This is a genomic window from Fertoeibacter niger (assembly GCF_009380135.2).
Classification (GTDB): domain Bacteria; phylum Pseudomonadota; class Alphaproteobacteria; order Rhodobacterales; family Rhodobacteraceae; genus Fertoeibacter; species Fertoeibacter niger.
The window spans coordinates 119,806-145,119 of record NZ_WHUT02000005.1; the positions used below are offsets into that span (position 1 = coordinate 119,806).

The following is a 25,314-nucleotide window of genomic DNA, read 5'->3' on the forward strand; positions in this document are numbered from 1 at the left end:
CGGGGCCTGCGAATGCCTGCGCGGTGCGCTCAGCGGCGCACATCATCCTCGTCGTCTTCGTCCTCGTCGTCATCGCCATGCGGCAGGTTGAAGAACGAATCCGCATCCGAGAAATCGGCGGGTTTCTCTTCCTCTTCCTTGCGGGTGAACTGTTCCAGCCCCGAGGGCACGCGCGCCTCGTCGGACATGCCCAGCGATTGCTCGGTGCTGACCAGCTTGCGGCGCTCGTCATCCGACATCACGCCACCCTCGGCGGCTTTCTTGCGCACGGCGGCCTGCACGGCGGCGTCAAGCTCGGTCTGTTTGCACAGGCCCAAAGCCACCGGGTCGATGGGCGTGATCGAGCCGATGTTCCAGTGGGTGCGCGAGCGGATCGATTCGATGGTGGGTTTCGTGGTGCCCACCAGTTTGCCCACCTGACCGTCCGACAGTTCGGGGTGGAATTTCACCAGCCACAGGATCGCGGCGGGCCGGTCCTGGCGTTTTGACAGGGGCGTATAGCGCGGGCCACGGCGCTTTTCCTCGCCCACGGCGGCGGCGTTGAACTTCAGCTTCAGCTTGTAAAGCGGGTCTTTCTGGCCCTTCTCGATCTCGGCCATGTCCAGCTGGTTGTTGGCCACCGGGTCGAACCCCTTTACCCCGGTCGCCACGTCGCCATCGGCGATGCCCTGCACCTCCAGCTCGTGCATGCCGCAGAACTCGGCCACCTGGCGGAAGGTCAGGGTGGTGTTGTCGACCAGCCAGACGGCGGTGGCCTTGGACATCAGGGGTTTGTTCATCGCAAGATCCTCTACGTTTCCGATCCCGAGAGCCATGGCAGGCGGGGCTTTACAAATCTCTCCCGCGCCGGGAAAACGGCTGCGGGCAGGCCCGCGTGGTTTCGTTTTCGGGAAGTTCAGGCGGATATAGTCGGATTTCAGGCGGAGGAAAAGCGAAAATGCGTTGGGTGATGGTGTGGCTGGCATTGGCCGGGGCGGGCCTTTCGGGGGTGGCGCGGGCCGAGGGCGAACGGGCGGGCGATTTCGATTACTACGTGATGGCGCTGAGCTGGTCGGCCAACTGGTGCGCGCTGGAGGGTGATGCGCGGCGCGATGCGCAATGCGCGCCGGGCCGGGGGTTCGATTTCGTGCTGCACGGGCTTTGGCCGCAGTATGAGGATGGCTGGCCAAGCTATTGCCGCACGGGGGAACGCGACCCAAGCCGGGCGGAATCCGAGGCGATGGCCGATGTGATGGGCGGGTCGGGCGCTGCCTGGTATCAGTGGAAGAAGCACGGGCGCTGCGCCGGTCTGTCCGCGCGCGCCTATTACGCGCTGATGCGTGACGCGGTGGCGCGGGTTGCGGTGCCCGAGGTGTTCACCCGCCTGCGGCAGGATGTGCGCCTGCCTGCATCTGTGGTGGAAGAGGCGTTTCTGGAAGCGAACCCGGGCCTTGCCGCCGATGGTGTGGCCGTCACCTGCCGCGACGGGCATGTGCAGGAGGTGCGGGTATGTCTGACCAAAGACCTGACCCCCCGCGCCTGTGGGGCCGATGTGGCGCGGGAGTGCCGCTTGCGCGATGCGGTGATGGAGGCGGTGCGCTAAGGCGCTATTCCACCTTCAGCACGATCTTGCCGATATGACCCGAGCTTTCCATCCGGGTGTGCGCGCCCGCTGCATCCTCCAGCGGAAATTCGGAATCCATCACCGGGCGCAGCGCGCCACGGGCGATCATCGGCCAGACATGGGTTTCCAGTTCCGCCGCATAGCGGGCCTTGGCCAGATCGGATTGCGGGCGCAGGGTGGAGCCGGTGATGGTCAGCCGGCGCATCATCACCTCGGCAAAGTTCAGTTCCACCTTTGGCCCGGTCAGAAAGGCGATCTGCACAAGGCGGCCGTCATCGGCCAGCGCGCGCACGTTGCGCGGCAGGTATGAACCGCCCACCATGTCAAGGATCAGCTGCGCCCCGCCCTCGGCCCGCAGCACATCGACGAAATCCTCGGTGCGGTAGTTGATGGCGCGTTCCGCCCCCAATGCGAGGCAGGCCAGGCATTTTTCATCGGACCCTGCGGTGGTGAACACCCGTGCGCCCAAGGCTTTGGCTATCTGGATCGCCGTGGTGCCGATGCCGGATGATCCGCCATGCACCAAGAACCGCTCACCCGCCCCAAGGCCCCCGCGCAGCACCATGTTGGACCAGACGGTGAAGCAGGTTTCCGGCAGGCAGGCGGCCTCGCGCAGGCTCATGCCTTCGGGCACCGGCAGGGCATGGGCGGCGTTTGTCGCCACATATTCGGCATAGCCGCCCCCCGGCAGCAAGGCGCAGACCGCATCACCGATGGCCCAGCGGGTGACGCCGGGGCCAACCTCGGCCACATGGCCCGCGCATTCAAGCCCCGGCAGCGGCGAGGCACCGGGCGGCGGCGCATAGGCCCCGGCGCGTTGCAGCGCGTCAGGGCGGTTCACCCCGGCCCAGGCCACGCGGATCACGATCTGGCCATGGCCCGGCACCGGGACGGGCATGGTGCAGGGCACCAGAACCTCCGGTCCGCCGGGGGCGCTGATGACAATGGCGCGCATCGTGTGGGGCAGGCTGGTCAGGTCTATCATCGCGCTCACTTATTTGCGGAACATGCCGGGCAGGTCATCGGGCATGGTCGGCATCTTCACCTTGGCGAACAGGTTCAGCGGCCCGTCCATCACCGCCTTGACCATGGCATTGTCGCGCAGCGATGCCTTCATCTTTTCGATCTGCATCACATCGGCGATGCGGCGGTCAAGAAAATCCCATGTGGCGTGATGGCCGGGGCTGTCATCGCCCAGCCAGTAAAGCACGGTGGCGGCATAGACGCCCGACAAGGTGGCGCGTTTGGTATACCAGTTGATGTCGGCCGAGGTGTCGCCCAGCGCCTGCCAGATGGCATCGGCGGTGCCCCAGATGGCACGGGCACCGTCGGGCGCGTGATGCGGCAGGGCGAACAGGGTGGTGCCGCGGCGCACAGCCTCTTTTTCAGCCGCCTCCAGCCGGAAGCGGATCAGCGCCGCCACCCGTTCGGAATAGCGCAGCGCGGCCAGATCGGCCGTGGCGGCATGCGCCGTCATCAGGGCATCGCCGCGCGCGTGATAGGCCAGCGCCAGATCCACCGCCCCACGCGGGTAAAGCGCCTGCGCCAGCGCCGGTGCCACGCCCGAATCACTGACCGCCGCGCGCAGGGTGGCTGCAGACCAGCCGTCAAACGGCACATGCGGCAGTGCCGCGTCCAGAATCGCGTCTTTCGCCCGTTCCATCGTCATATCCGCTTCCATTGCAGTCACCTTTCATCACGGGGGCTCAGGATGCCATGGTGGACAAGCCTGTGACAGTTTGATATAGGCCGCCAGCCTGCACAATCGTGCAACTTTAACCTAGGAAGGTGGTGACAACCACATGCAGGTCAGCGTCCGCGACAACAACGTCGAGCAAGCCCTTCGGGCCCTCAAGAAAAAGCTCCAGCGCGAAGGCGTGTTCCGCGAAATGAAGCTCAAGCAGCATTTCGAGAAACCCTCCGTCAAGCGCGCCCGTGAGCAAGCCGAAGCCGTGCGCCGTGCGCGCAAGCTCGCGCGCAAGAAGGCCCAACGCGAAGGCGGTCTCTAAGACGTTTGCGTAAGCTGTGGCAGGGAAACCTGCCATCCGAAGGGCCCCCGCACGCGAGTGTCGGGGGTTTTTCTTTGACAGCCAGAATTTTCGCAGAAAATTCGTCCTGATCGCATGACAAATTTTCTGCGAAAATTTTGCGCCTAAACCGGCACCGCCGTGGTCTTGAACACCGTGCGCAGCGCGAAGCTGGAATGCATCTGCGCCACACCGGGCAGGCGGGCCAGATATTGCCGGTGGATGCGGGCGAAATCCTCGGTGTCCTGCGCGACAACCTTCAGCAGGTAATCCGCCGTGCCCGCCATCAGGTGACATTCCAGAATGTCGGGCACCCGGGCGACCTCGCGTTCAAAGGCCTCCAGCACCTCATCGGCCTGGCCGGACAGTGTGATTTCCACGAAAACCGTGGTGGGCCGCCCCAGACGGCGGGCGTTCAGCAGGGCGACATAGCCAGCGATGAAGCCCTCTTCCTCCAGCCGTTGCACGCGGCGGTGGCAGGCCGAGGGTGACAGGTTCACCCGTTCCGACAGTTCCTGATTGGTGATGCGGCCTTCCTTTTGCAGAACGGTCAGTATGCGGCGGTCTGTCGCGTCAAGGTCCATGGTTGCGGTGGTTTCTTTCGCAGGATCGGGGTTCAGGTGAAGAAGCTACCACAGCACCCACGCCGCGCCACCCCAGAAATCAAAACTCCACCAGCCAAACTGCGGCACACTGAAGGCCACAACGTCTGGGAGGACATCATGAAAATCGGTTGCCCGAAAGAGATCAAGCCGCAGGAATTCCGCGTGGGCCTGACGCCGCATGCCGCTCGCGAGGCGGTGGCGCATGGGCATACGGTGCTGGTGGAGACGGGGGCGGGCACAGGCTCCGGTTTCACCGATGCCGATTACATCGCCGCGGGGGCGCAGATCATCGGCACGGCGGAAGAGCTGTTCGCCAGCGCCGACATGATCGTGAAGGTGAAGGAGCCTCAGGCGGTGGAGCGTGCCAGACTGCGCGAAGGCCAAGTGCTGTTCACCTATCTGCATCTGGCCCCCGACCCCGACCAGACCCGCGACTTGCTGGCCAGCGGAGTCACCGCGATTGCCTATGAAACCGTGACCGATGACCGGGGCGGCCTGCCGCTGCTGGCGCCCATGTCCGAGGTGGCGGGCCGGCTGGCCCCGCAGGTGGGGGCCTGGACGCTGCAAAAGGCCAATGGCGGGCGCGGCGTATTGCTGGGCGGCGTGCCGGGCGTGGGGCCTGCGCGCGTGGTGGTGATCGGCGGCGGGGTGGTGGGCACCCATGCAGGCAAGATCGCGGCAGGCATGGGGGCCGATGTGACGGTGCTTGACCGGTCCTTGCCCCGGCTGCGCTATCTGGATGATGTGTTCGGCCGCGATTTCAAATCGGTCTATGCCAGCGCGGGCAATACGGCCGAACTGGTGGCCGAGGCTGATCTGGTGATCGGGGCGGTGCTGATCCCGGGGGCAGCCGCCCCGAAACTGGTCAGCCGCGCGCAACTGGCCACGATGAAGCCCGGCGCGGCCATTGTCGATGTGGCGATCGACCAGGGCGGCTGTTTCGAGACCAGCCGTGCCACAACACATCAGGATCCGATCTATGCGGTGGACGGCATCATGCATTACTGCGTGGCCAACATGCCGGGTGCGGTGGCCCGCACCTCGACCCTGGCACTGGGCAATGCCACCCTGCCCTTCCTGCTGGCACTGGCCGACAAGGGCTGGAAACAGGCCTGTGCCGATGACCCGCACCTGCTGGCGGGTCTGAACACCCATGCCGGCCACCTGACCTATGATGCGGTGGGCAAGGCCCTGGGCATCGACGTGCTGGCCCCGAAACTGGCGCTGCAACGCTGACGCAACTGCGGGCCCGTCAATGCGGATCTGCCGACAAAACCTCCAGCCGGCCAATGGTCTGCGCCGTGGCGACACCGGTGGCCGGCAGGCCGTGATCGGCCTGAAACAGGGATACCTGCCGTTTTGTGGCCGGGCCGAAATCGCCGTCCACCATCAGGCTGTAGCCCAGACCGCGCAACAGGCGCTGCAACCGGGCCACCGGCTCGCCCCGTGCGCCCACACGCAGCTCCACCGGGTTCGTCTCGGCGGGCGCCGCCGCACCGCCCGCGAATTTCTTGTAGGCCCTGGCCATTTTCGGCGCATAATCCGCGACATTCGCCGGACCGTTGTAAATGCGGGCAAAGGCAGGCCAGTCGCGGGCGTTGAGTTCGTCGCGCAGCCCGCGCTTGGTGATGAAGGCCAGCATCACTTCCACCTGCCCGGTCACACCCTGCATCGTGCGTTCCGCCATGGCCTTGGGCGTGCCATAGCCCAGCCACTCGCCATTCTCGCCCAGCACCTGCCCCACGCCCCAGGAGCAGGCCGCATAGGCCGCCTGTTCATTGATCCCCGCAGCGCGTTCCAGCAGTTTGTAGCGCGCGGTCTGCGTGTTGGGATAGGGAATCGCACCCCAGGATTTGCTGGCCAGCCCCTGCTTCACCGCCTCGGCGCGCTCGGCGCTGGTCAGCCCGTCCCAGCGGTAGAAGACATGGTATTCATAAAGGATCAGCGGCATCTTCTTGCCGCCGATGTCCGTGAAGGCTGATCCGCCGCTTTCCACCTCGGCCACCGCCAGCAGCGCGGCCACCTCGATATCGTTTGCTTCGGCAATGGTGGTGATTTCGTCAATAACGTCCTGATCAAAGGCCATGATCCGCCCCGGTTGAATGAAAGTTTTAAAATACAGCTAAAAATAGCATGATTCTGTCATTCGGTAAAGCCGGAGCCGGGGTCGTGTGTCACGACCCCGACACTGCGTCTGCGTGGTTGCGGGGTCAGGCCCGCGCGGCCAGCAGATCGCGGATCTGCGCCAGCAGTTCTTCCTGCGTCGGGCCTGCGGTTGCGGCCGCCACGGCCTCTTCGGCCTTTTCCTTACGCACGACCGAGGCTTTCATCCGGTTCACCGCCTTGACCAGCAGGAACACCACCCAGGCGATGATCAGGAAATTGATGCAGGCGGTGATGAAGGCGCCATAGGCAAAGACCGGCGCCCCCGCCTCTTTCGCGGCGGCAAGGCTGGCAAACTCGCCCTCGCCCAGATTGACGAACAGGTTCGAGAAATCGACCCCGCCGGTGATCAGCCCGATGATCGGGTTGATAAGATCGGCCACCAGCGAGTTCACGATGGCGGTAAAAGCCGCCCCGATGATGATACCGACCGCAAGGTCAACCACGTTTCCCTTGGCAATGAAGGCTTTGAATTCGTTCAGCATAGTCTGGTCCCTCTGTCACCGCGGCGGTTTCGCCTGCGGGTTGCTGCATCTGCGCACATTAACACCTTTACTATGTCACAGATGATGACGCGTTTTCATGGGGAATTTGTGCTTATGTGCTGCAAAGCGTCAACAGGAGCTGCCGATGACCACGCTCGCCGATTTTCCGATCACCGCCCGCTGGGCCCCGCGCAACCCCGGCGCGATCCAGCTCTATTCGCTGCCCACGCCGAACGGGGTGAAAGTGTCCATCGCGCTGGAGGAAATGGGGCTGGCCTATGACGCGCATCTGGTCAGCTTTGCAACCAATGACCAGATGAGCCCGGAATTCCTGAGCCTGAACCCCAACAACAAGATCCCGGCGATGATTGATCCGCAGGGGCCGGGCGGGGCACCGCTGGCGCTGTTCGAATCGGGGGCGATGCTGATCTATCTGGCGGAAAAGTCAGGGCAATTGCTGCCCGATGCCAACCGCTACGAGGTGCTGCAATGGCTGATGTTCCAGATGGGCGGCGTGGGGCCGATGTTCGGGCAACTGGGGTTCTTCCACACCTTTGCCGGGAAGGAGATCGAGGATCCGCGCCCCAAGGAACGTTACCGTGCCGAGGTGGAACGCATCCTGAAGGTGCTGGACAAGGCGCTGACGGGGCGTGACTGGATCGCGGGCGACTATTCGATCGCCGACATTGCCATCGGCCCCTGGCTGAACACATTGCGCGGTTTCTACAAGGCGGGCGACATCACCGGGCTGGACGCGCTGGCCAATGTGACGGGCTATCTTGACCGTTTTCTGGCGCGCCCCGCCGTGCAGCGCGGGCTGGTGCAGCCGCCACGCGACTGATGCACGACGCATGCACAACGCATGCACGGGCCGGGGGTATGGATCGGCACCCCCCGGCCTAGGCCCCGAACAACGGATTTCCGGCATTTTCTGTCTCTAAATATCCCCGCCGGAGGCCTCCGCCGCCTGCAACGCGCGTCACGGCCGGGGAGCTGCCGCGCGGCGCAGCCGGTCGTTGATGGCACGGCCAAGGCCAGTCTCGGGCACCGGGGCCACGGCGATGCCACCATCCCCCGCAAGTTCATCCGCCGCACGCAGCAGATGGAACAGGTTCGCTGCCGCCTCGACCAGATCACCGGCGGGTGACAGGTTCAGGCCCGTGGGGCCGGGCCCGAAACCCAGCCAGACCTCACCCGGCCCGGCTGCGCCTGCCTGCAGGCGGACCGGCGCGCGCGGCGCGTAATGCGAGGCAAGCTGCCCGGGTGCCGAGGGTTTGGCGGCATCGCCACCTGTGGCCAGCGGGCCGCCAAGGGCCGCCTCCAGCGCCTCGGCAGGCAGGCCGCCGGGGCGCAGCAGGCGGGCCTCGCCCGCCAGACCCAGAATGGTTGATTCCACCCCCACCGCGCAGGGCCCGCCATCCAGCACCGCCGCAATCCGCCCGGCCAGACCGTCCGTCACATGCCCGGCGCGGGTGGGGCTGATGCGGCCCGACGGGTTGGCGGACGGGGCCGCCAGCGGCCCGCCGAAGGCGCGCAGCAGGTCGCGCGCCACGGGATGCGCGGGCACGCGCAGCGCCACCGTATCCAGCCCCGCCGTCACCAAGGGCGACAGGCCCGCATCGGCGCGCAGGGGCAGCACCAGTGTCAGCGGGCCGGGCCAGAAGGCGGCGGCCAGCGCCTCGGCCCGCGCGTCGAACACGGCAAGGCTGCGCGCGGCGGCCAGATCGGGCAGATGCACGATCAGCGGGTTGAAGCGGGGCCGGCCCTTGGCATCGAAAATCCGCGCCACGGCCATGTCAGACCTCGCATCGCCGCCAAGGCCGTAAACCGTCTCGGTCGGAAAGGCCACCAGCGCGCCATCCCGCAGCAGGGCGGCGGCGCGGGCGATGCCTTCGGGCGTGGCGGGCAGGGCTAAGGTCGTGGTCATGTGGCGTGACGCAGCGTTGATCTTGATGAGAGAGGTTCTTAGGCTAGGCTTTGTGCCACATACGTCTGTGCCGGGTCTTTGCCAAGGTCGCATGCCAGCCGACCGCCGCGGCCCGAAGGGAGAGAACCGATGCCTTACCGCGCCCCGCTTGCCGATTTCCGGTTTCTGTTCGACCACGTGGTCGGGTTGGCGCAGGTCACCGCGACCGACATGTTCGCCGAGGCCACGCCCGAAACGGTCGAGGCGATACTGACCGAGGCGGCGAAGCTGAGCGAAAACGTGCTGTCCCCCTTGCAGCGCAATGGCGACAAGCACCCGGCGCGGCTGGAAAACGGGGTGGTGCGCACCTCGCCCGGTTTTGCCGACGGCTACCGCGCGATTGCCGATGGCGGCTGGATCGGCATGGCGGCCCCGGCGGAACACGGCGGCATGGGCCTGCCGATGGCGGTGACGACGGCGGTGAATGACATGATGGCCTCGGCCTGCCTTGCGCTGCAACTGAACCCCTTGATGACGCAGGGCCAGATCGAGGCGTTGGACCATCACGCCTCGGATGCGCTGAAGGCGCTGTATATCCCGCGGCTGATCTCGGGCGAATGGTGCGGCACGATGAACCTGACCGAACCGCAGGCGGGCAGCGATGTGGGGGCCTTGCGCACTCGGGCCGAGGATTTGGGCGACGGCACCTATGCGGTGACGGGGCAGAAGATCTACATCAGCTGGGCCGACAATGATTTCAGCGCCAATGTGTGCCATCTGGTGCTGGCGCGGCTGCCGGACGGGGCGGCGGGCACCAAGGGCATCAGCCTGTTCATGGTGCCGAAATTCCTGCCCGATGCCGATGGCAACCCGGGGCGGCGCAACAGCCTGAACGTGGTCAGCCTTGAGCACAAGCTGGGCCTGCATGGCAGCCCCACCGCCGTGATGCAGTATGACGGCGCGGTGGGCTGGCTGGTGGGCGAACCGCACCGGGGTATGGCCGCGATGTTCACCATGATGAACAACGCGCGGCTGGGCGTGGGGGTGCAGGGCATCGGCGTGGCCGAGGGCGCCTATCAGCATGCGCTGGCCTATGCGATGGAACGGCGGCAGGGGGCCACGCCCGGTGGCAACGGCACGATCATCGACCATGCCGATGTGCGCCGCATGCTGGGGGTGATGAAGGCCGAGGTGTTTTCGGCCCGTGCCATCGCGCTGGCCTGTGCGGTGGCCATCGACATGGCCCGCGCCACGGGCAGCGCCGAATGGCAGGCGCGCGCGGCGCTGCTGACGCCGATTGCCAAGGCTTACGGCACCGAGATGGGCATCGAGGTGGCCAGCATGGGCGTGCAGGTGCATGGCGGCATGGGGTTCATCGAGGAAACCGGGGCGGCGCAATATCTGCGCGACGTGCGGGTGACGGCGATCTACGAGGGCACCAACGGCATTCAGGCGATGGATCTGGTGGGCCGCAAGATGATGGATGGCGGCGAGGCCGCGTTCCGCCTGATGGAAGAAGTGCAGGCGCAGGCCGAGTCGGCGCGCGGGCGCTTCCCCAACATGGCCACGGCGGTGTGGAACGCAGCAGAATCATTGCGCGAGGCGACCGAGTGGCTGGTGGCGCAGGACATGAACGACCGCTTTGCCGGGGCCGTGCCCTATCTGCGGGCCTTTGCGCGGGTGCTGGGCGCGCATATGCACCTGACCGCCGCGCTGGCGGATGAAGGGCGGGCCAAGCTGGCGCGGATCGCCATCAAACGGTTGCTGCCGGAACATGCGGCCCTGCTGGTGCAGTTGCGCGAAGGGGCGGCGGGGCTTTATGACCTGACGGCGGAAGATCTGGCGGCGTGAACGCGCCTGCGATCCGCACGCCCTTTGCCACCCCGCCCGCCGAGGGGCAGGCGGTGGAGGTGGCCGAGGGGGTGCTGTGGCTGCGCCTGCCGCTGCCCATGGCGCTGGATCATGTGAACATATTCGCGCTGGATGATGGCGATGGCTGGACGGTGATCGACACCGGCTTTGCCAGCAAGCGCAGCCGCGCGATCTGGGAGGGGCTGCTGGCCGGGCCACTGGCAGGCCGCCCGGTGCGGCGCGTGCTGGTGACGCATCACCACCCTGACCATATCGGGCTTGCGGGCTGGTTTCAGGAACGGGGGGCGGAACTGATCACCACGCGCACGGCCTGGCTCTATGCCCGGATGCTGGTGCTGGACGAACAGGCGCTGCCGGTGCCGGAATCTTTGGCCTTCTGGCGCAGCGCGGGGATGGATGCCGCGATTCTGGCCAAACGCGCGGCGGAGCGCCCGTTCAACTTTGCCGATATGGTGGCCTCGTTGCCGCTGGGGTTCACCCGCATCGCCGAGGGTGACGTGCTGACGCTGGGCGGGCGGCGCTGGCTGGTGCGGTGCGGCGATGGCCACGCGCCCGAACATGCGACGCTGTGGAGCATGGATGACGATCTGGTGTTGGGGGGCGACCAGTTGCTGCCCTCGATCTCTGCCAATATCGGGGTCTATCCGACCGAACCGGGGGCCGACCCCCTGGGCGAATGGCTGGCGTCCTGCCGCCGTTTCCAGAGCTGTGCTGCGGATGGGCAGTTGATCCTGCCGGGGCATAAGCTGCCCTTCACCGGGTTGCCGCTGCGGCTGGTGCAGATGATCGAGAATCACGAGGGCGCGCTGGCCCGGCTGCTGGACCATCTGGCCACGCCCCGCCGCGCGGCGGAATGTTTCACGCCGCTGTTCCGGCGCGAGATCACCGGCGATGCCTATGGTCTGGCGCTGGTCGAGGCGGTGGCGCATCTTAACCACCTGTTGCACGGCGGCGCGGTTGACCGGACGATGGGGGCCGATGGCGCATGGCTGTGGCAGCGGCGCTGAAAGGGGGCGGCATGGAACGGCCGATAATGACAGTGGCCGAGGCGCAGGAGGCATCTGCCCTGCCCTGCGCCCGCGCGGTGCATCTGGACCCGGGCACCCCGGCGTCACCCGAACAGCAGGCCTTGCCGGCGGCTGTGGCGAAAAAGCCGGTGGCGCAGAAGGGGCCTGCGGAATGGGCCTATGAACGCCTGATCCTGTATATCCGCAGCTTCGAGGAACAGCTTGACGCCACGCAAGAGGTGGCGATGGGCTTTACCGGCAGCGCGGCGGGCGTGCTGCGCATCGAGGGGATCGGCTATTTCGACCCCGATCTGGTGACATTCTACGGGCGTGACGAGTCCGGCGTGAAAACCCAGCTTATCCAGCATGTGACGCAACTGAACGTGATCCTGCGCGCCGTGCCCAAGGCTGTGACGGATGACGCGCCGCGCCGCATCGGGTTTCGGCTGGCGGCCGATCTGGGCGGGGAGCCCGCGCCTCAGGCACCCGCGCCACAACCAGCGTGACACTTGGCCGCCCCCACGCCAACCCCGTGACAGCGCGGCATGAATCGGCTAGAGGGGCAGCAACCGTTTTGCAGAAAGGATGCAGTCTATGGCCGACCATGGCAAAGATCACGCCGAACACGTTCATGGCAGCATGGATACCAGCGTGCAGGAAAAGACCTTTGCGGGCTTCATCCGCCTGAGCACCTGGGGCGCAGGGATTTCCATCGGTGTCCTGATCTTCATGGCGCTTGTGAATTCCTGACCTCTGACCGGAACCCGAAGGGCTGACATGCGTAACCTGATCCTCTGTCTTGTTGCGCTTTTTGCGCTGGCCGCCTGTGGCGGTGCCGAACCCAAATGGGCCAGCGATGCCGATGTGGCCCGCGCCGCCTATGTGCACGACGGCCCCGCCGCGATCACCCTGTTCACCGTGACCAACGCGCGCAGCGGGGCCGGCGCACATTCGGGGCTGCTGATCAACGGCGCGCAGCGGATCATGTTCGACCCGGCGGGTTCGTGGCAGCACCCGGCCTTGCCCGAACGCAACGACGTGCATTTCGGCATGACGCCGAAGATGGTCACGTTCTACATCGACTATCACGCGCGTGAGACGTTTGACGTGCAAGAGCAGACCGTGCTGGTGTCGCCGCAGGTGGCCGCATTGGTGGCGCAGCGGGCCATGGCCTATGGCGCGGTGCCCAAGGCGCAATGCTCGCGCTCGATCTCGGCGATATTGGCCGGGGTGCCGGGGTTCGAATCCATCGGTTCCACCTGGTATCCGAAGATGCTGATGGCGGATTTCTCCCGGGTTCCCGGTGTGACCACCCGCACCATCACCGATGACGATGCCGATGAAAACCATGGCGTGCTGCTGGTGCAGGCGGGCGATCCGCGGCTGGAATAGCCGCTTCAGCCCAGCGCGAACTGCACCGCGTAAAGCACCACCGCCCCGCCGAAAATCGCGCCCAGCATATTGCGGGTGGTGACGCCGATCAGCAGCGTGGCCAATGCCGCTGCCATCCGTGCGGGGTCTGTGGTGCCGCCGGTCGCGGCAGGCCACAGCACCAGCGGGGCCACCAGCCCCGGCATCACCGCCACTGACGTGTAGCGCAGCAGGCGCAGCGCCCAGGGCGGCAGCGCACGCCCGCCGATCAGCCCCAGAAACGAGAACCGCAGCAGGAACGTGCCAAGGCCGATGGCCGCGATGGTGGCCCAGATCATCAGCGGGTCGGTCATGCCCGCACCCCCCGCTCCAGCCAGATTTCGGTCAGCGCGCCGGTGGCCATGGCCCCCGCCGCCGCCAGCAAAAGCCCAGTGTTGTAAGGCAGACCGGCCAACCCCAGCGCCAGCGCGACAGACACAACCGCCGCCGCGATATGCGCAGGCGAGCGCAGCAGCGGCGCCACGATGGCGATGAAGGTCAGCGGCACGGCGAAATCAATCGACAGCGCCGGGGGAATGGCGGTGCCAAGTTGCGCGCCCAGCGCCGTGCTCAGATACCACACAGGGCACACCGGCAGGACAGAGCCGAAGAAAAACGCGGCCTTTTCGCCGGGGCGTTGCGCCGGGCGGCGGTCATAGTCCACCGCCGCCACGGCAAAGGTCTGGTCGGTCAGCACATAGGCGATGGTGGCGCGCAGCCAGCCGGGGGCCGTGCCCAGATGCGGCGTCAGCGCCGCCGAATACATCGCCATGCGCAGGTTCACCGCCAGCGCCGTGGCGATGATGACCAGCACCGGCGCGTTGTCGGCCATCATCTGCACGGCGGCGAATTGCGCGGCTCCCGCCACGACCAGCACCGAAAAGCCGATGGTCTGCGGCAGGGTCAGCCCGGATTCGGTGGCAATGACGCCGAACAGGATGCCGAAAGGCAGCATGACGATGGCAAAGGGGGCAGAGGCGCGGAAACCGCGCAGGGCGGCGGTGCGGCGGGGGGACATGCGGCGTCTCCTTGGGGAGGGCGGGCTTTACGGGTCGCGGTGATAGGATTAGAGCGGGACAGGGCAAAGGGGAATCCGGTTATCCACAGGAATCGCGCGTGGCGGCGGAAATTCTATTGGCGGGCCGGGGTTTTGCCGCCCGGGGTGCAATCGGGGCGGTGCGGGCATGCGGATTTTCGGGCTGATACTGGCAGGCGGCGGTGCGCGGCGCATGGGCGGGGCCGACAAGGCGCTGCTGCGGCTGGGCGATGCGCCACTGGTGACGCTTTGCGCCGAACGGCTGGGGCCGCAGGTGGAACAGCTGGCGATCAGTGCCAATGGCGATGCGGGGCGGTTCGGCTTTACCGGGCTGCCGGTGCTGGCCGATGCACCCGCCGCTGCGGCGCAGGGGCCGCTGGCCGGTGTGCTGGCGGGGCTGGACTGGGCGGCGGGCCTTGGTGCCACGGCGCTGGCCACGGTGGCGGTGGACACGCCGCATTTCCCCTGCGATCTGGTGGCCCGGCTGTGCCTTGCGGCCGAAAGCGCACCTTCGGGGCTGGCGCTAGCCGAAACGGCGGACCGCGCGCACCCGACCTGCGCGCTGTGGCCGGTGGGCCTGCGCGACGACCTGCGCGGCTGGCTGGCGGGGGGCGAGGGGCGGATGATGGGTTTTGCCGCGCGGCACCAGCCCGTCCTTGCCCGGTTTCCCGATGCGGCGGCGTTTATGAACATCAACACCCCCGCCGATCTGGCCGCCGCCGGGCAGGCGGGCTGAGCCATGCAGGTCTACGGCATCATCGGCTGGAAAAACGCGGGCAAGACCGGGCTGATGGAGCGTCTGGTGGCCGAGATCACCCGGCGCGGGTTTACCGTTTCAACCGTGAAACATGTGCATCACGATGTCGATCTGGATCAGCCCGGCAAGGATACCTACCGCCACCGCGCAGCGGGTGCGGCAGAGGTGGTGCTGGCTTCGGCCCACCGCTTTGCCCTGATGCGCGAACACCGGGGGGCCGAGCCTGATCTGGCAGAGGTGCTGGCGCGGCTGGCCCCGGTGGATCTGGTGCTGGTCGAGGGCTACAAGCGCGACAGCCACCGCAAGATCGAGGTGTTCCGGGCGGAGACGGGCCATACGCTGATCCAGCCCGGCGACCCGTTGGTGCGTGCGGTGGCGACGGATGCTGCGCTGCCGCCCCTGCCCGTGCCGGTGCTGGATCTGAACGATGCGGTGGCGGTGGCGCGGTTCATTCTGGCCGATTGCGGGCTGGCAAAGCGCGCGCCGGGGGCTTTCGATACGGTGGTGGTGGTGGATTGGTCAGCCTCGACCACGCCATCGCCCGGCAGACCTTCGGCGGATGCCATATGGATCGGCTGCGCCCGGGCAGATGGCGAAACCGCCAGCTACCACCGCACCCGCGCTGACGCCGAACGCCACCTGACCGAACTGCTGGCCACCGAGGCTGCGGCGGGCCGCCGCGTGCTGGCGGGTTTCGATTTTCCTTTGGGGTATCCTGAGGGTGCCGCGCAGGCCATCACCGGGCAGGTTGCCGACCCACAGCAGCCAAGGGCCTTTGCCCTGTGGGACTGGTTGGCGGAACGGGTGCAGGACGGGCCGGCGAATGCCAACAACCGCTTTGCGCTGGCCGAGGCGATCAACGCGCGTTTCGCCGCCCCCGGGCCATTCTGGGGCCGCCCGGCAGGTCTGGCCCTGCCACATCTGCCTGACAGGAAAACCGCCGATTACCCCGCCCTTGGCCTGACGGAACGCCGCCGGGTGGAAACGGTCATCCCGCGGGCCAGCCCGGTCTGGAAACTCTACACCACCGGCTCGGTGGGGTCGCAGGCGCTGATGGGCCTGCCGATGCTGGCCCGGCTGCGGCAGCGGTTCGGCCCGCGTGTCTGGCCGTTCGAAGCCCCGGAAGGCCCGCTGGTGCTGGCCGAAATCTACCCCTCGCTGATCGACCCTGCGGTGGCGCGCGCCGTGGCACAGGGCATGATCAAGGACGCGGCACAGGTGCGCCTGCTGGCCTGTGCCCTGCTGCGGCTGTCGCAACGTGGCACCCTGCCCCGGCTGTTGGCCGCTGTGCCCGACTGGCCCGGGCGCAGCGATGAGGGCTGGATACTGGGCGCTGGCCACGCGGCGCTGCTGCTGGAGGCGCTGGCATGAGCCTGCGGCTGGTTCTGGGCCTGCCGCCGCAGCACCGCCGGGCTGCGGCGCAGCTTTACTGGCAGGCCTTCGGTGGCAAGCTGAACCAAGTGATGGGGCCGGAACCCCGCGCGCTGGCCTATCTGATGCGGGTGATCCGCCCCGACCATGCCATTGTGGCGCTGGAGGGCGACCGGCTGCTGGGGCTGGCCGGGTTCAAGACCTGGCAAGGGGCGTTTGCAGGTGGCGGGTTTGACGACTTGCGTGCGGTTTATGGCCTGCCGGGTGCCCTGTGGCGCAGCGCGCTGCTGTGGTGCCTGCAACGCGAGATCGACAACACCCATCTGCTGCTGGACGGCATTTGCGTGGACCGCAGCGCGCGCAGCACCGGCATCGGTACGGCGCTGCTGGCCGCAATCTGCGCCGAGGCCCGGCAGCGCGGCTATCCGGGGGTGCGGCTGGATGTGATCGACACCAACTGGCGGGCAAGGGCGCTTTATGAACGCAACGGCTTTGTCGTGACCGGCACACAGCGGCTGGGCCCGCTGCGCCATGTCTTCGGATTTGCCGCGGCCACAACGATGGTGCGGCAACTGGGCTGACGCTGCGCTTTCATCCTGGCGGAAACATCCCCGCCGGAGGCCTGCAACGGCTGATCGCTGAGGCCTCCGGCGGGGATACTTAGAGACAGAAAATAGTGCAGGTGAACCTGCGGCAGCGGCAGAATGACCCGTGGCAACGCCGCAAGAGCGGGCTCGATGCCCCCGGGGGCGGCTCGGCCCCGCTCAGTCAAACGTGCCCGTCACCCGGCCGAACAGCATGAAGGCCCGTGCCGTGCGGGTGTCGGCCAGTTCGGCCAGGTCGGCGTCGCTGGCGTTTTTCTCGAAGGCCGCGAAAGTGCGGTCGAAGGTGCGCAGGAAATGGTGGGCAGCATCGCGGAACACCGGGTCTTCGCGCATCCGCCCGGCGGTCAGCGCCAGCGAGGAACGGTCGCGCACGCCACCCAGTGCCGCCACGCCGCGGCCCCGCTCGCCTGCCGCGAACTTGCGCCAGATCTCGGGGCGGGCGCGATCGGGTTTCAGGTCATCCATATAGATGCCCTCCTGGCTGAGCAGGGTCAGCACATCCTGCGCGGCGCGGATCAGCTTGGCCATGTTGCGGTCTTCCAGCGCCAGACGCAGGGCGCGGAAACCGGCCTTGTCATCGGGGCTTTCGGGAAAATGCAGCGCGCGGATGAAATCGGCCACCGACAGCGGCGCGCGGGCATCCTCGGCGGGGGTGCCCAGCGCCAGCGCGGGCTGGTCATCGCCCGGGGCGGGCGGCGCGGGCAGCGCCAGCACGGTCTTGCGGTCGGCCGAGGCCACCGACAGCGCCGGGTCGCGGCGTGAGGTGAAGGTGGCCAGCACGGTTTCGGTGTTGCGCTGTGCGGCGGCGATTTCATCCAGCTTCTGCTCGACCGAGGGGCGCGCGCCCTGCGCCTGCTGGCTGGCAACAATGGCGTTGCGCATCGCCTCGACCGCCGCATGCAGCCGGGCCGTCTCGTGCCGCAGGCTGCGGATGGCGCGCAGGCTGGCCAGTGCCACGCCGATCAGCGCCAGCGGCAACACCAGAACCAGCAGCGTCGCCAGCAGGCCCTGCCCGGCCAGCACGGTGCCGCCAAGGGCAAAGGCCAGCACAGCCGCCACCCAGACAAGGCCAAGGGCCAGGCCAAGCACTTCGGCCAAGCCAAAGCCGGCCTCTGCGGGCCCGGAAAGCCCCGGCTCAAAAGGTTTGTGCTGCGGGTCTGCCATGGCAAACTCCCGTTCTTTCTGCGCGGCGATGCTGTGCCGCGCGCTCGTCAGATGTAGCGGATGCTGAGCACTTCATAGCTGCGCTGGCCGCCCGGTGTTTTCACATCGACCGAGTCGCCTTCGTCCTTGCCGATCAGGGCGCGCGCCAGCGGCGAGCGGATGTTCAACAGGCCGTTTTCGATATCGGCCTCGGCCTCGCCCACGATCTGATAGGTTTTTTCCTCGCCGGTGTCTTCGTCCACCAGCGCCACGGTCGCGCCGAACTTGATGGCTCCCGACAGTTTGGCGGGGTCGATCACCTCGGCCAGCGACAGCATCGCCTCAAGTTCCTTGATGCGGCCTTCGATGAAGCTCTGCTTTTCGCGGGCGGCGTGATATTCGGCGTTTTCCGACAGGTCGCCATGTTCGCGCGCCTCGGCGATCGCACGGATCACCGCGGGGCGTTCAATGGATTTCAGAACCTTCAGTTCTTCGTCCAGCGCGGTATGGCCCGCGCGCGTCATCGGTATCTTTTCCATCGTGGTCCACCCGCAAAAGACAAAGCCACGGCCCGGGCGGGCAGTGACCTTGCGCGTCGTTCATTTCCGCACCCTGAACCGACTGGCGCGGAAATTGCAAGCGGAATGCCAAGGGCGCCAGGCACGGCGCATCCGGCCGGGTAACATCCTTGCGGCGATGCCGCATTGCGGCGGCGTGATGTTGCGTCACGGTTGACCTTGCCCTGCCCTTGCGGCAAACCCCTTGCCAGACAAAAGCCCGGGTTCCTTTGCCCAAGCCGCCGGAAGGACCGTCATGACCGAAGAGATCAGCCGCGAATCGATGGAATTTGACGTTGTGATCGTGGGCGCGGGGCCTGCGGGCCTGTCGGCGGCCATCCGCCTGAAACAGCTGGACGCCGATCTGAACGTTGTGGTGCTGGAAAAGGGATCCGAGGTTGGCGCGCATATCCTTTCCGGTGCCGTGCTGGATACCGTGGGTCTGGATGCGCTGATACCGGACTGGAAGGAACGGGGTGCGCCGATCACGACCGAGGTTGTCGAGGACAACTTCTTTCTGCTGGGGCCTGCGGGCAAGCTGCGCATCCCGAATTTCCCGATGCCGCCCTTGATGGACAACCACGGCAATTACATCGTGTCGATGGGCAATGTCTGCCGCTGGATGGCCGAACAGGCCGAGGCGCTGGGGGTGGAGATTTTCCCGGGCATGGCGGCGTCGCAGCTGGTTTACGGCGATGCGGGCGAAGTGAAGGGCGTCATCGCGGGCGAATTCGGGCGCGAGGCCGACGGGTCGATGGGTGCCAACTACGAGCCCGGGATGGAACTGCTGGGCAAATATGTGTTCCTGTCGGAAGGCGTGCGCGGGTCTTTGGCCAAAGAGGTGATGGCGCGCTATGACCTGTCGAAAGGCCATTGCCCGCAGAAATTCGGCCTTGGCATGAAGGAAATCTGGGAGATTGACCCCGCCAAGCACCGCCTTGGGACGGTGACGCATACGATGGGCTGGCCGCTGGGGTCGAACGCAGGCGGTGGAAGCTTCATCTATCACCTTGAAAACAATCAGGTCTATGTGGGTTTCGTGGTGCACCTGAACTACGAAAACCCGCACCTTTACCCGTATATGGAGTTTCAGCGGTTCAAGCATCACCCGATGGTGGCCGATCTGCTGAAGGGCGGCAAGCGCGTGGCTTATGGCGCGCGGGCGATTTCCGAGGGTGGCTGGCAGTCGATCCCCAAGATGGTGTTTCCGGGTGGTGCGCTGCTGGGCTGTTCGGCGGGGCTGGTGAACGTGCCGCGCATCAAGGGCAACCACAACGCGATGCTGTCGGGCAAGGCGGCTGCCGAGGCGGCGTTCGAGGCCATCAAGACAGGGCGGCAGGGCGATGAGCTGACAGCCTATGAGGATGACGTGCGCAGCGGGCCGATTGCGGCTGACCTGAAAAAAGTGCGCAACGTCAAACCCTTGTGGTCGAAATACGGGCTTGTCGCATCCTTGATGGGCGGCGGCATCGACATGTGGACGAACAGCCTGTTCGGCCTGTCGCTGTTCGGCACGCTGAAACATGGCAAGTCGGATGCGGCGGCGACCGGGCTGGCCAAGGATTTCGCACCGATCACCTATCCGAAACCCGATGGCGTGCTGTCATTCGACCGGCTGACCAATGTGGCCTTCAGCTTTACCAACCACGAGGAAAGCCAGCCCGCGCATCTGACGCTGCGCGATGCGTCGGTGCCGATCGCGGTGAACCTGCCGAAATATGCCGAGCCTGCGCAACGCTATTGCCCGGCGGGGGTGTATGAGGTGGTGGTGGAAGACGGCAAGGATCCGCGCTTCGTGATCAACTTCCAGAACTGCGTGCATTGCAAGACTTGCGACATCAAGGATCCGTCACAGAACATCGTCTGGAAAACGCCGCAGGGCGGCGACGGGCCGAATTACCCCAATATGTGACCATTCCGGCGGCATTCACGCGGCACGCGGGCGCACCTTTGCGTGAACGGGGGCAGTATGATTGTCATACCCGCCGGGCGCGACTAGGTTGGTGGAAACGCAGTGGGAGGCGCTGATCCGATGCCGATGCCGAAAACCGTGACCCAACCCGTGCTGGCGCTGCTGCTGGCGGCGGCGCTGGTGCTGCCGCAGCGCGCGGCGGCTGATCCCGATGCCGGGGCCTATCTGGCGGGACGGATCGCGGGGGCTGGCAGCGATTACCGCGCGGCAGGCATGTGGTTCACCCGTGCGCTGCTGTCTGACCCGGGCAACCTGGGGCTGATGGAATCGGCCATCATCTCGCGCATCGCCCTGGGCGAGATCGAACCGGCTGCGGCGATTGCGGCGGAGCTGGCAGGTGCTGGCGGCGAAAGCCAGCCGGCTATCATCGCGCTGCTGGCCGATCAGGCCAAGCGCGGCGATTTTGCGGGGCTGCTGGAAGATGGCGCGGCGGGGCGCGGTATCGGGCTGCTGATCGACGGGCTAGTGGCGGCCTGGGCCGAACTGGGCACCGGGCGGATGTCAGAGGCGCTGTCGGGGTTTGACACTTTGGCCGCGACCGACGGGATGGAGGCGTTCGGCCTTTACCACAAGGCGCTGGCGCTGGCCTCGGTGGGCGATTTCGAAGGAGCGGATGCGATCCTGTCGGGGCGCGAGGGTGGGGCGTTGCGCGTGATGCGGCGCGGCACTGTGGCGCATGCGCAGATCCTCAGCCAGCTGGAGCGGAACGATCAGGCGATTGCCGTGCTGGATCAAGCCTTTGGCAATCAGCAGGATCCGGGGATAGACGCGTTGCGCGCCCGTCTGCGGGCGGGCGAGACGCTGCCTTATGACGTGGCGGTCAACGCAACCGATGGTCTGGCCGAGGTGTTCTTTACGCTGGCCACCGCGCTGAACGGCGAGGCGGAGGATGGCTATACCCTGCTTTACGCCCGCGTGGCGGCCCATTTGCGCCCCGACCATACCGAGGCGCTGCTGCTGTCTGCGGGGCTGTTGTCGGCGCAGGGCCAGCATGATCTGGCGGCGGAAACCTATGCCGCGATCCCGCCCGCCGACCCGGCCTTTCATGTGGCCGAGATCGGCCGGGCCGAAGCGCTGCGCGCCAGCGGCAAGACCGAAGCCGCGCTGGAGGTGCTGCAAGCCCTGACCCGCAGCCATGGCGATCTGATGACGGTGCATCTGGCGCTGGGCGACATGCTGCGCCGCGAGGAACGCTATGCCGAGGCGGCGGCGGCCTATGATCTGGCGATTGCCCGCATCGGCACGCCGCAACGGCAGCACTGGTCGGTGTTCTACAGCCGGGGCATCGCACATGAGCGGCAAAAGCAATGGCCCGAGGCCGAGGCCGATTTCCGCCGCGCGCTGGAGCTGGAGCCCGACCAGCCGCAGGTGCTGAACTATCTGGGCTACAGTTTCGTTGAAAAGGGCGAGAATCTGGACGAGGCTTTGGCGATGATCGAGCGCGCCGTGGCCGCCCGCCCCGATGCCGGATACATTCAGGACAGTCTGGCCTGGGCCTATTTCCAGTTGGGCCGCTATGCGGATTCGGTAGCGCCGATGGAACGGGCTTCGGTGCTGGAACCGGTTGATCCGGTTGTGACCGACCATCTGGGCGATGTTTACTGGGCCGTGGGGCGGCGGCTGGAGGCGCAGTTCCAGTGGCGGCGCGCATTGTCGTTCGAGCCGACCGAGGCCGAAGCCACCCGCATCCGCAAGAAGCTGGATGTCGGGCTGGATGCGGTGCGAGCCGAGGAAGGGCTGGAGCCCGTGGCCGTGGACGTGACCGAAGACGACGCGACCGAAGACAATGGCGGCTGAGTGACGGCTTATGCCTGATCCCGGCCCTGTTGCGGTCTTTGCCCCCGCCAAGATCAACCTGACGCTGCATGTCACAGGGCAGCGGGCGGATGGGTATCACCTGCTCGACAGTCTGGTGGTGTTTGCCGATGTGGGCGACTGGGTGCATCTGGCCCCGGCAGACCGGCTGACGCTGGCGATCACCGGGCCACAGGCGGCGGCCCTGCCCGTCAGCGATGACAATCTGGTGCTGCGGGCGGCGCGGCTGATGGGGGCGGGCGGGTCTTTCACGCTGGAAAAGCGGCTGCCGGTGGCGTCGGGCATCGGTGGCGGGTCGGCGGATGCGGCGGCGGCAGTGCGCGCCTGTGCGGCGGCCCGGGGCTGCGCCCTGCCCGCCGCGGCGGATGTGCTGGCGCTGGGGGCCGATGTGCCGGTGTGCCTTGCGGGCCGCCCGGTGCGGATGACCGGCGTGGGCGAGGGGCTGGAGCCGCTGGCCCATCCCTTGCCTGCAGGCTGGCTGGTGCTGGCCAACCCCGGGGTGGCGGTACCCACGCCTGCGGTGTTCCGCGCATTGGCGCGGCGTGACAACGCGCCGATGCCCGGTGTTCTGCCGCAGTTCGGCACGCTGGCGGCGCTGGCCGGTTTCCTGAACGCGCAGCGCAATGATCTGGAACCCCCTGCCATACAGATTGCCCCGGTGATTGACGGTTGCAAGGCGGCGTTGGCCGCGCAACCCGGTTGCCTGATCGCGCGGATGTCAGGGTCGGGGGCTACTTGCTTTGGCTTGTTCGCGGATGAACGCGCCGCCTTGGCCGCCGAGACGGCGTTGCAGGCGGCCCAACCGGGCTGGTGGGTGGCGGCAGGTGCGCTGCGACCATGAACGGCTGCTCATCTGCCCTGACGGGCCATCTGCGCGGGGTGTTGGACGAGTGTCCGGCCGGGGCCGATTGCCGCCTCTGCCCCGAAAATCAGGAAATCCGCGCCACCACATAGCCCGCCAGATCATCCAGCATGGCGCGCAAGGGATGGTCGGGCAGCAGCGTGATGGCGGCACGGGCGCGGGCGGCCCATGCCAGCGCCTCGTCCCGTGCCGCTGCCATCGTGCCGTGCCGCGCCATGATCGCCTGCGCGCGGGCCAGATCACCCTCGCGCTGGTCGCCCTGTTCGATCACCCGTTCCCAGAAGGCGCGCTCTTCTGCATCGGCCAGCGCCACCGCCTTGATCACCGGCAAGGTCAGCTTGCGTTCGCGGAAATCATCGCCGGTGTTCTTGCCGATGCTGGCATCCGACCCGCCGTAATCCAGCAGATCATCGACAATCTGAAAGGCGATGCCCAAGGCGTCGCCAAAGTCGCGCAGCGCGTCGATATGCCCCACGGGCGCATCGGCGATAACCCCGCCCACCTCACACGCTGCCGCAAACAATGCCGCCGTCTTGCCGCGCACCACCTGCAGATAGACTGCCTCGGTGGTCGCCAGATCCTGCGCCGCCGTCAGTTGCAGCACCTCGCCCTCGGCAATCGTGGCCGATGCGTTGGCCAGGATGCCCAGCACCTCGATCCGGCCCGTTTCCACCATCAGCTGAAAGCTGCGCGCGAACAGATAATCGCCCACCAACACCGATGATTTGTTGTCCCACAACAGGTTGGCCGTGGGCCGCCCCCGCCTGCGCTCGCTTTCATCCACCACATCGTCATGCAGCAGCGTGGCGGTGTGGATGAATTCGACCGTAGCCGCCAGATGCACATGGAACGGGCCGCCATAGCCGCACAGCCGCGCCGCTGCCAGCGTCAGCATGGGGCGCAGACGCTTGCCCCCCGCCTCCACCAGATGCGCCGTCACCTCGGGGATACGCGGCGCATGTTCCGACGCCATCCGGTCACGGATCAGCAGGTTCACCGCCACCATGTCATCGGCCAGCCAGTCGGCCAGCCGGTCATGCGGCTTTTGCGAAAGCGCGTCCAAGCCCATCACACCCCTGTCAGAATGCTCGACAAACGCCCTGTTTGCCGACTATGTCCCCAGCATGAAAGAGCTTCTGCGCACCTCCGACCCGACGGTCATCGCGTTTGCCACAGCGCTCCTCCAAGGCGAGGATATAGAGGCCTTTGCGGTGGACGTCCACATGAGCATCCTCGAAGGTGGCATCGGGCTGTTTCCCCGCCGCCTGATGGTGCGGGATGCCGATCTGTTCCGCGCGCGGATCGTGCTGACTGACAATGACATTGCCACGGGGCTTTAGGTGTTTGGCCCGGATGAGTTGACGGATGACGGGTTTCTGGACGGGCGGCTGCGGATCTGGCAACCGCGCGCAGGCTACCGCGCCGCGACCGACCCGGTGCTGCTGGCCGCCGCCGTGCCCGCGCGGGCACGGCAATCGGTGCTGGAACTGGGCTGCGGCGCCGGGGTGGCCAGCCTCTGTCTCGGCCTTCGCGTCTCAGGGCTGGCGCAGGCGGGGCTGGAACTGCAACCCGCCTATGCCGCACTGGCGCGGATGAATGCCGCGCGCAATGCGCTGGCGCTGGAGGTGGTGGAGGGCGATCTGGCCGCGATGCCCGCCGATCTGCGACGCCCCTTCGATCATGTGATGCTGAACCCGCCCTATTTCACCGCCGGGGGGGGCACGGCGGCGGCCGATGCCGGGCGCGAGACGGCGCAGCGCGAGGCGACACCGCTGGCCGTCTGGGTCGATGCCGCCATCCGCCGGCTGCACCCCGGCGGGCATATGACGCTGATCATCGGGGCCGACCGTCTGCCCGATGTGCTGGCCGGTTGTGCGCCGCGTCTAGGGTCGCTGGCAGTGCTGCCGCTGGCGTCGCGGGCCGGGCGGGCGGCGGGGCGGGTGATCGTGCAAGGGCGCAAGGGCGGGCGCGCGGCCTTCCGGCTGCTGGCGCCCTTCGTGCTGCATGATGGCAATTCCCATGACGGTGATCGGGACAGCTATTCATCCGCCGCCGCCCAAATTCTGCGCGATGGCGGCAGCTTCCCGTCAGGGTTGTAGCGCATTTTCGGCATTGGCC

At 66.8% G+C, this 25,314-nt stretch carries 29 protein-coding genes; 17 read left to right on the forward strand and 12 right to left on the reverse strand.

Annotated elements, in window-relative coordinates; genetic code table 11:
• Nucleotides 1–29 precede the first annotated feature (29 nt).
• Nucleotides 30–779: a DUF1013 domain-containing protein gene (locus GEU84_RS10070; RefSeq protein ID WP_152826035.1), complete on the reverse strand. Its 750-nt coding sequence runs from the start codon at nucleotides 777–779 to the stop codon at nucleotides 30–32.
• A 158-nt stretch (nucleotides 780–937) separates the two neighbouring features.
• Between GEU84_RS10070 and GEU84_RS10075 the strand changes: the two genes are divergently transcribed.
• Nucleotides 938–1,582 carry a ribonuclease T2 family protein gene (locus tag GEU84_RS10075; protein WP_152826037.1) on the forward strand — a complete coding sequence of 215 codons (645 nt, stop codon included), beginning with the start codon at nucleotides 938–940 and terminating at the stop codon, nucleotides 1,580–1,582.
• Nucleotides 1,583–1,586: 4 nt separating this feature from the next.
• Here GEU84_RS10075 and GEU84_RS10080 read toward each other — a convergent pair whose 3' ends face one another.
• Complete coding sequence (locus GEU84_RS10080; protein ID WP_152826438.1) at nucleotides 1,587–2,588, reverse strand: NAD(P)H-quinone oxidoreductase; 1,002 nt, start codon at nucleotides 2,586–2,588, stop codon at nucleotides 1,587–1,589.
• Nucleotides 2,589–2,597: 9 nt separating this feature from the next.
• Complete coding sequence (locus GEU84_RS10085; RefSeq protein ID WP_152826039.1) at nucleotides 2,598–3,284, reverse strand: COQ9 family protein; 687 nt, start codon at nucleotides 3,282–3,284, stop codon at nucleotides 2,598–2,600.
• 121 nt (nucleotides 3,285–3,405) lie between these two features.
• On the opposite strand from GEU84_RS10085, the gene rpsU reads away from it, so the two are divergent.
• Nucleotides 3,406–3,612, forward strand: a complete 207-nt coding sequence (gene rpsU / locus GEU84_RS10090; RefSeq protein ID WP_107325789.1) for a 30S ribosomal protein S21 — start codon at nucleotides 3,406–3,408, stop codon at nucleotides 3,610–3,612.
• Nucleotides 3,613–3,755: 143 nt separating this feature from the next.
• Here the strand turns inward: rpsU and GEU84_RS10095 are convergent, their stop codons facing one another.
• Nucleotides 3,756–4,214, reverse strand: a complete 459-nt coding sequence (locus GEU84_RS10095) for an Lrp/AsnC family transcriptional regulator (RefSeq protein WP_152826041.1) — start codon at nucleotides 4,212–4,214, stop codon at nucleotides 3,756–3,758.
• A gap of 138 nt (nucleotides 4,215–4,352) precedes the next feature.
• Between GEU84_RS10095 and ald the strand changes: the two genes are divergently transcribed.
• Nucleotides 4,353–5,471 (forward strand): alanine dehydrogenase, encoded by a 1,119-nt coding sequence (gene ald, locus GEU84_RS10100; RefSeq protein WP_152826043.1) that lies wholly within the window; start codon nucleotides 4,353–4,355, stop codon nucleotides 5,469–5,471.
• A 16-nt stretch (nucleotides 5,472–5,487) separates the two neighbouring features.
• Here ald and GEU84_RS10105 read toward each other — a convergent pair whose 3' ends face one another.
• Together GEU84_RS10105 and mscL are read right to left on the reverse strand one after the other, a co-directional pair.
• Entirely contained in the window at nucleotides 5,488–6,321 is an 834-nt protein-coding gene (locus tag GEU84_RS10105; RefSeq protein WP_152826045.1) for an N-acetylmuramidase domain-containing protein, read from the reverse strand.
• A 124-nt stretch (nucleotides 6,322–6,445) separates the two neighbouring features.
• Nucleotides 6,446–6,883, reverse strand: a complete 438-nt coding sequence (gene mscL / locus GEU84_RS10110) for a large conductance mechanosensitive channel protein MscL (RefSeq protein WP_152826047.1) — start codon at nucleotides 6,881–6,883, stop codon at nucleotides 6,446–6,448.
• Nucleotides 6,884–7,028: 145 nt separating this feature from the next.
• Between mscL and GEU84_RS10115 the strand changes: the two genes are divergently transcribed.
• Nucleotides 7,029–7,724 carry a glutathione S-transferase N-terminal domain-containing protein gene (locus GEU84_RS10115; protein WP_152826049.1) on the forward strand — a complete coding sequence of 232 codons (696 nt, stop codon included), beginning with the start codon at nucleotides 7,029–7,031 and terminating at the stop codon, nucleotides 7,722–7,724.
• A 138-nt stretch (nucleotides 7,725–7,862) separates the two neighbouring features.
• Here the strand turns inward: GEU84_RS10115 and GEU84_RS10120 are convergent, their stop codons facing one another.
• Entirely contained in the window at nucleotides 7,863–8,810 is a 948-nt protein-coding gene (locus GEU84_RS10120; protein ID WP_152826051.1) for an L-threonylcarbamoyladenylate synthase, read from the reverse strand.
• A gap of 129 nt (nucleotides 8,811–8,939) precedes the next feature.
• Between GEU84_RS10120 and GEU84_RS10125 the strand changes: the two genes are divergently transcribed.
• From GEU84_RS10125 to GEU84_RS10145, 5 genes are all read left to right on the forward strand, one after another.
• Entirely contained in the window at nucleotides 8,940–10,640 is a 1,701-nt protein-coding gene (locus tag GEU84_RS10125) for an acyl-CoA dehydrogenase (protein ID WP_152826053.1), read from the forward strand.
• A complete protein-coding gene (locus GEU84_RS10130) occupies nucleotides 10,637–11,668 on the forward strand; it encodes an MBL fold metallo-hydrolase (RefSeq protein ID WP_338144777.1) in 1,032 nt (343 codons plus the stop codon). Before GEU84_RS10125 ends, GEU84_RS10130 begins: the two co-directional genes overlap by 4 nt.
• 11 nt (nucleotides 11,669–11,679) lie before the next feature.
• Entirely contained in the window at nucleotides 11,680–12,174 is a 495-nt protein-coding gene (locus tag GEU84_RS10135) for a DUF6173 family protein (RefSeq protein WP_152826055.1), read from the forward strand.
• 88 nt (nucleotides 12,175–12,262) lie between these two features.
• Entirely contained in the window at nucleotides 12,263–12,418 is a 156-nt protein-coding gene (locus GEU84_RS10140) for an aa3-type cytochrome c oxidase subunit IV (protein WP_152826058.1), read from the forward strand.
• Nucleotides 12,419–12,445: 27 nt separating this feature from the next.
• Complete coding sequence (locus tag GEU84_RS10145; RefSeq protein ID WP_152826061.1) at nucleotides 12,446–13,060, forward strand: hypothetical protein; 615 nt, start codon at nucleotides 12,446–12,448, stop codon at nucleotides 13,058–13,060.
• A gap of 5 nt (nucleotides 13,061–13,065) precedes the next feature.
• On the opposite strand, the gene GEU84_RS10150 is transcribed toward GEU84_RS10145, so the two are convergent.
• Both GEU84_RS10150 and GEU84_RS10155 read right to left on the reverse strand, forming a co-directional pair.
• Nucleotides 13,066–13,392, reverse strand: coding sequence for an AzlD domain-containing protein (locus GEU84_RS10150; RefSeq protein ID WP_152826062.1), 327 nt, complete (start codon nucleotides 13,390–13,392; stop codon nucleotides 13,066–13,068).
• The gene (locus tag GEU84_RS10155; RefSeq protein ID WP_152826064.1) at nucleotides 13,389–14,096 is read right to left on the reverse strand and encodes an AzlC family ABC transporter permease; all 708 of its coding nucleotides are present in this window, start codon (nucleotides 14,094–14,096) and stop codon (nucleotides 13,389–13,391) included. Before GEU84_RS10155 ends, GEU84_RS10150 begins: the two co-directional genes overlap by 4 nt.
• A 166-nt stretch (nucleotides 14,097–14,262) precedes the next feature.
• On the opposite strand from GEU84_RS10155, the gene mobA reads away from it, so the two are divergent.
• Genes mobA through GEU84_RS10170 form a run of 3 tightly spaced genes read left to right on the forward strand, consistent with a single transcriptional unit; the run spans nucleotide 14,263 to nucleotide 16,823 of the window.
• A complete protein-coding gene (mobA, locus tag GEU84_RS10160; RefSeq protein ID WP_152826066.1) occupies nucleotides 14,263–14,850 on the forward strand; it encodes a molybdenum cofactor guanylyltransferase MobA in 588 nt (195 codons plus the stop codon).
• A gap of 3 nt (nucleotides 14,851–14,853) precedes the next feature.
• A complete protein-coding gene (gene mobB, locus GEU84_RS10165) occupies nucleotides 14,854–16,242 on the forward strand; it encodes a molybdopterin-guanine dinucleotide biosynthesis protein B (RefSeq protein WP_152826068.1) in 1,389 nt (462 codons plus the stop codon).
• Nucleotides 16,239–16,823, forward strand: a complete 585-nt coding sequence (locus GEU84_RS10170; RefSeq protein ID WP_152826070.1) for a GNAT family N-acetyltransferase — start codon at nucleotides 16,239–16,241, stop codon at nucleotides 16,821–16,823. The genes mobB and GEU84_RS10170 overlap by 4 nt, the downstream gene beginning before the upstream one ends.
• 183 nt (nucleotides 16,824–17,006) lie before the next feature.
• On the opposite strand, the gene GEU84_RS10175 is transcribed toward GEU84_RS10170, so the two are convergent.
• On the reverse strand, nucleotides 17,007–18,011 hold the full coding sequence (locus GEU84_RS10175) for a hypothetical protein (protein ID WP_152826072.1): 1,005 nt from the start codon (nucleotides 18,009–18,011) through the stop codon (nucleotides 17,007–17,009).
• 47 nt (nucleotides 18,012–18,058) lie between these two features.
• Nucleotides 18,059–18,529, reverse strand: a complete 471-nt coding sequence (gene greA / locus GEU84_RS10180) for a transcription elongation factor GreA (RefSeq protein ID WP_152826074.1) — start codon at nucleotides 18,527–18,529, stop codon at nucleotides 18,059–18,061.
• 274 nt (nucleotides 18,530–18,803) lie between these two features.
• Here greA and GEU84_RS10185 point away from each other — a divergent pair, with 274 nt between their 5' ends.
• From GEU84_RS10185 to GEU84_RS10195, 3 genes are all read left to right on the forward strand, one after another.
• On the forward strand, nucleotides 18,804–20,459 hold the full coding sequence (locus GEU84_RS10185; RefSeq protein WP_152826075.1) for an electron transfer flavoprotein-ubiquinone oxidoreductase: 1,656 nt from the start codon (nucleotides 18,804–18,806) through the stop codon (nucleotides 20,457–20,459).
• 126 nt (nucleotides 20,460–20,585) lie between these two features.
• Nucleotides 20,586–22,316, forward strand: coding sequence for a tetratricopeptide repeat protein (locus GEU84_RS10190; RefSeq protein WP_152826442.1), 1,731 nt, complete (start codon nucleotides 20,586–20,588; stop codon nucleotides 22,314–22,316).
• Between the two features lie 10 nt (nucleotides 22,317–22,326).
• Entirely contained in the window at nucleotides 22,327–23,175 is an 849-nt protein-coding gene (locus tag GEU84_RS10195; RefSeq protein WP_152826077.1) for a 4-(cytidine 5'-diphospho)-2-C-methyl-D-erythritol kinase, read from the forward strand.
• 88 nt (nucleotides 23,176–23,263) lie between these two features.
• Here the strand turns inward: GEU84_RS10195 and GEU84_RS10200 are convergent, their stop codons facing one another.
• Nucleotides 23,264–24,265, reverse strand: coding sequence for a polyprenyl synthetase family protein (locus tag GEU84_RS10200; protein WP_152826080.1), 1,002 nt, complete (start codon nucleotides 24,263–24,265; stop codon nucleotides 23,264–23,266).
• Nucleotides 24,266–24,320: 55 nt separating this feature from the next.
• Between GEU84_RS10200 and GEU84_RS10205 the strand changes: the two genes are divergently transcribed.
• The gene (locus GEU84_RS10205) at nucleotides 24,321–24,536 is read left to right on the forward strand and encodes a putative signal transducing protein (protein WP_152826081.1); all 216 of its coding nucleotides are present in this window, start codon (nucleotides 24,321–24,323) and stop codon (nucleotides 24,534–24,536) included.
• Nucleotides 24,537–25,295 (forward strand): methyltransferase, encoded by a 759-nt coding sequence (locus GEU84_RS10210; RefSeq protein ID WP_174539758.1) that lies wholly within the window; start codon nucleotides 24,537–24,539, stop codon nucleotides 25,293–25,295.
• The last annotated feature ends 19 nt before the right edge of the window (nucleotides 25,296–25,314 follow it).

What these genes read in the sequence shown, in the direction of transcription:
- GEU84_RS10070 (WP_152826035.1), bottom strand. Translation starts at nt 779, where the DNA reads ATGAACAAACCCCTGATGTCCAAGGCCACCGCCGTCTGGCTGGTCGAC.
- GEU84_RS10075 (WP_152826037.1), top strand. Translation starts at nt 938, where the DNA reads ATGCGTTGGGTGATGGTGTGGCTGGCATTGGCCGGGGCGGGCCTTTCG.
- GEU84_RS10080 (WP_152826438.1), bottom strand. Translation starts at nt 2,588, where the DNA reads ATGATAGACCTGACCAGCCTGCCCCACACGATGCGCGCCATTGTCATC.
- GEU84_RS10085 (WP_152826039.1), bottom strand. Translation starts at nt 3,284, where the DNA reads ATGGAAGCGGATATGACGATGGAACGGGCGAAAGACGCGATTCTGGAC.
- rpsU (WP_107325789.1), top strand. Translation starts at nt 3,406, where the DNA reads ATGCAGGTCAGCGTCCGCGACAACAACGTCGAGCAAGCCCTTCGGGCC.
- GEU84_RS10095 (WP_152826041.1), bottom strand. Translation starts at nt 4,214, where the DNA reads ATGGACCTTGACGCGACAGACCGCCGCATACTGACCGTTCTGCAAAAG.
- ald (WP_152826043.1), top strand. Translation starts at nt 4,353, where the DNA reads ATGAAAATCGGTTGCCCGAAAGAGATCAAGCCGCAGGAATTCCGCGTG.
- GEU84_RS10105 (WP_152826045.1), bottom strand. Translation starts at nt 6,321, where the DNA reads ATGGCCTTTGATCAGGACGTTATTGACGAAATCACCACCATTGCCGAA.
- mscL (WP_152826047.1), bottom strand. Translation starts at nt 6,883, where the DNA reads ATGCTGAACGAATTCAAAGCCTTCATTGCCAAGGGAAACGTGGTTGAC.
- GEU84_RS10115 (WP_152826049.1), top strand. Translation starts at nt 7,029, where the DNA reads ATGACCACGCTCGCCGATTTTCCGATCACCGCCCGCTGGGCCCCGCGC.
- GEU84_RS10120 (WP_152826051.1), bottom strand. Translation starts at nt 8,810, where the DNA reads ATGACCACGACCTTAGCCCTGCCCGCCACGCCCGAAGGCATCGCCCGC.
- GEU84_RS10125 (WP_152826053.1), top strand. Translation starts at nt 8,940, where the DNA reads ATGCCTTACCGCGCCCCGCTTGCCGATTTCCGGTTTCTGTTCGACCAC.
- GEU84_RS10135 (WP_152826055.1), top strand. Translation starts at nt 11,680, where the DNA reads ATGGAACGGCCGATAATGACAGTGGCCGAGGCGCAGGAGGCATCTGCC.
- GEU84_RS10140 (WP_152826058.1), top strand. Translation starts at nt 12,263, where the DNA reads ATGGCCGACCATGGCAAAGATCACGCCGAACACGTTCATGGCAGCATG.
- GEU84_RS10145 (WP_152826061.1), top strand. Translation starts at nt 12,446, where the DNA reads ATGCGTAACCTGATCCTCTGTCTTGTTGCGCTTTTTGCGCTGGCCGCC.
- GEU84_RS10150 (WP_152826062.1), bottom strand. Translation starts at nt 13,392, where the DNA reads ATGACCGACCCGCTGATGATCTGGGCCACCATCGCGGCCATCGGCCTT.
- GEU84_RS10155 (WP_152826064.1), bottom strand. Translation starts at nt 14,096, where the DNA reads ATGTCCCCCCGCCGCACCGCCGCCCTGCGCGGTTTCCGCGCCTCTGCC.
- mobA (WP_152826066.1), top strand. Translation starts at nt 14,263, where the DNA reads ATGCGGATTTTCGGGCTGATACTGGCAGGCGGCGGTGCGCGGCGCATG.
- mobB (WP_152826068.1), top strand. Translation starts at nt 14,854, where the DNA reads ATGCAGGTCTACGGCATCATCGGCTGGAAAAACGCGGGCAAGACCGGG.
- GEU84_RS10170 (WP_152826070.1), top strand. Translation starts at nt 16,239, where the DNA reads ATGAGCCTGCGGCTGGTTCTGGGCCTGCCGCCGCAGCACCGCCGGGCT.
- GEU84_RS10175 (WP_152826072.1), bottom strand. Translation starts at nt 18,011, where the DNA reads ATGGCAGACCCGCAGCACAAACCTTTTGAGCCGGGGCTTTCCGGGCCC.
- greA (WP_152826074.1), bottom strand. Translation starts at nt 18,529, where the DNA reads ATGGAAAAGATACCGATGACGCGCGCGGGCCATACCGCGCTGGACGAA.
- GEU84_RS10185 (WP_152826075.1), top strand. Translation starts at nt 18,804, where the DNA reads ATGACCGAAGAGATCAGCCGCGAATCGATGGAATTTGACGTTGTGATC.
- GEU84_RS10190 (WP_152826442.1), top strand. Translation starts at nt 20,586, where the DNA reads ATGCCGAAAACCGTGACCCAACCCGTGCTGGCGCTGCTGCTGGCGGCG.
- GEU84_RS10195 (WP_152826077.1), top strand. Translation starts at nt 22,327, where the DNA reads ATGCCTGATCCCGGCCCTGTTGCGGTCTTTGCCCCCGCCAAGATCAAC.
- GEU84_RS10200 (WP_152826080.1), bottom strand. Translation starts at nt 24,265, where the DNA reads ATGGGCTTGGACGCGCTTTCGCAAAAGCCGCATGACCGGCTGGCCGAC.
- GEU84_RS10205 (WP_152826081.1), top strand. Translation starts at nt 24,321, where the DNA reads ATGAAAGAGCTTCTGCGCACCTCCGACCCGACGGTCATCGCGTTTGCC.